Below are 2,095 nucleotides of genomic sequence, written 5' to 3'. Positions count from 1 at the left end.
CGCGGCGCGTCCGCCGACGTCCGCGCCGGTGTCTCCGCATTCCTCGCCAAGGAAGAACCGGCCTTCCCCGACCGCGTCTCGGACGGACTGCCCGACCTCTTCATCTGACCACCACCTCCACCACCCCCACCGCGGAGAGGACACCCCGTGACTTCTGTCGACCTCACCGGCCGCGTCGCGATCGTCACCGGATCCACCTCCGGCCTGGGCGCCCGGTTCGCCCACGTGTTGGCGGGCGCGGGCGCGACGGTCGTCGTGACCGGGCGCCGCACCGAGAGGATCGCTGAGGTCGTCGACGCGATCGGCAGGCGCGGAGGCAGTGCGCACGGCGTTCGGCTCGACGTCGCCGATCCGGCCTCCGTCGAGTCCTGCCTCACCGAGGTGACCGAGCGTCTCGGCGCTCCCCGGATCCTGATCAACAACGCCGGCATCCCCGATGCGCAGCGCGCGCACAAGATGCCACTGGAGCTCGTGGACGCCGTGCTGGACACCAATATCCGCGGCCCGTGGCTCATGGCGACCGGGGTGGCCCGCCGGTTGATCACGGCAGAATTGCCGGGCCGGATCGTCAACATCTCCTCGATGGCCGCGTACCACTACGCCGGCAACGGGGCGGCGCTCTATGCCACCACCAAAGCGGCACTCAGTCGGATGACGGAGGCCCTCGCCGTGGAGTGGGCGGGCAATCTCATCAACGTCAACGCCATCGCGCCGGGGGTCTTCGAGTCCGAGATGACCGACGGGATGCTCGAGCGGGTCGGCGACATCGCGCCCGGGTTCCCGCGCAGGCGACTCGGCGTGCCCGAACAACTCGATTCCACACTGCTCTACCTCGTCTCCGACGCGTCGGAGGCGGTCACCGGGACCGTCATCAAGATCGACGACGGGCAACTCCCCCGCTGATCCGACCGCGCACCTGTCACTGATCAGCTCCGGACGCGTACTCCGACGCCAGCTGCCGCAGTGCGTCGTGGTCGCCTCCCAAAAGGTCCACGGGTGCGCGCTGGCCGGGCAAGGCGACCGACGGCAGGGTCCACCAGGAGGTCGCGGCTTCCGGATAGCGACCGGCGTCCAGCACCCGGTTGATCGCGCAGATGATGTTGTTCGGCTCGCGCGGATCGAAGTAATCCATTTGGAATCGCGGGTATACCCATCTCCGGTCGCCGCGGAGCGCGATCAGGCGACCGTCTCGCGCAAACGTCCGCAGTGCATCGGCGGCGGTGGATTCGGACAACACTCCGCGCCGCGCGAGGGCCTCAGCCGCTTCGACCGAGCACATCAGAGGCACCTGCATTGCGGCACCCCGCGATACTGCAACCGCAACGGCACGGGCACGACGCGCGACAGTGGCGCTATCGGCGCCCCGTGGCGCCGCGGGTTTCCGGAGCGGGTCAACGTCCGGAGCCCGGACCGTCTTCACGGCCCTGTCAATCTGTCCGGCAACCCGGCCGAACGCGCTGCGACGATGCACTTCCCGCAGAACGACGTCCGAGAAGACCTGGTCGTCGAGCTCCCTCAACGCGCGATTCGCTCTGTCCCCCGGCCCGACGGAACTCTGGGACAACGGTCGGTTTCGAGAAGTCATTGACGACCACCCCGCCTTCTGGGGAAGAACTCTAGACCGTCCGAGCGGTTGCGGCGAGGAGCATTTTCGACACGAGGCTGCGCTCGGCGAGTGGGTGAGCCGTGGGTGCGTGGGTGAGCCGTGGGTGCGTGGGTGACGCGGACAAGGACGACGACGAGGTACTCGAGCTCTACGACCCGGGATTCACCCGAATCAGGACTCGGTGCGACGCCACCAGTCGCTGATCGCGGCGGCCAACTCCTCAGGCGTCTCCACCGGCAGCATGTGCCCGGTCTCCGGGATCTCCACGTAGGCCACTTCCTGGGCGCCCGTGCTGCCGCCCCCGGCACCGTCTCTCCCGGCACCGTTCGCCTCGGCCCACCTGCGCTGCTCCTCGGTCGGCACCACCTGGTCGTGTGATGCCCCCACGATCAGGACCGGGCAGGGCGCCTGCGCGGGGAAGGTACTGCGGTCCGGTCGCGCGCCCAGGGCCACAGAGTGCGCGGAGAACCGCGCCGGCCCGTACCCGCG

Annotated in this window: 3 protein-coding genes and 1 pseudogene; 2 read left to right on the top strand and 2 right to left on the bottom strand. The window is 69.3% G+C overall.

Annotation, left to right across the window (positions count from 1 at the left end):
• Together G6027_RS19120 and G6027_RS16520 are read left to right on the top strand one after the other, a co-directional pair.
• Positions 1 to 108 (top strand): annotated as a pseudogene (locus tag G6027_RS19120) (enoyl-CoA hydratase); the annotation flags it as partial.
• Positions 109 to 147: 39 nt separating this feature from the next.
• On the top strand, positions 148 to 903 hold the full coding sequence (locus G6027_RS16520) for an SDR family NAD(P)-dependent oxidoreductase (RefSeq protein ID WP_182638100.1): 756 nt from the start codon (positions 148 to 150) through the stop codon (positions 901 to 903).
• A gap of 16 nt (positions 904 to 919) precedes the next feature.
• Here G6027_RS16520 and G6027_RS16515 read toward each other — a convergent pair whose 3' ends face one another.
• Both G6027_RS16515 and G6027_RS16510 read right to left on the bottom strand, forming a co-directional pair.
• On the bottom strand, positions 920 to 1,279 hold the full coding sequence (locus G6027_RS16515; protein WP_206682505.1) for a hypothetical protein: 360 nt from the start codon (positions 1,277 to 1,279) through the stop codon (positions 920 to 922).
• 498 nt (positions 1,280 to 1,777) lie between these two features.
• Positions 1,778 to 2,095: alpha/beta hydrolase (locus G6027_RS16510; protein ID WP_182638098.1), on the bottom strand; the 318-nt coding region annotated here is incomplete at its 5' end.

It is taken from the genome of Dietzia sp. SLG310A2-38A2, assembly GCF_014145095.1.
GTDB lineage: Bacteria > Actinomycetota > Actinomycetes > Mycobacteriales > Mycobacteriaceae > Dietzia.
This window is presented reverse-complemented; position numbering and strand designations above follow the sequence as displayed.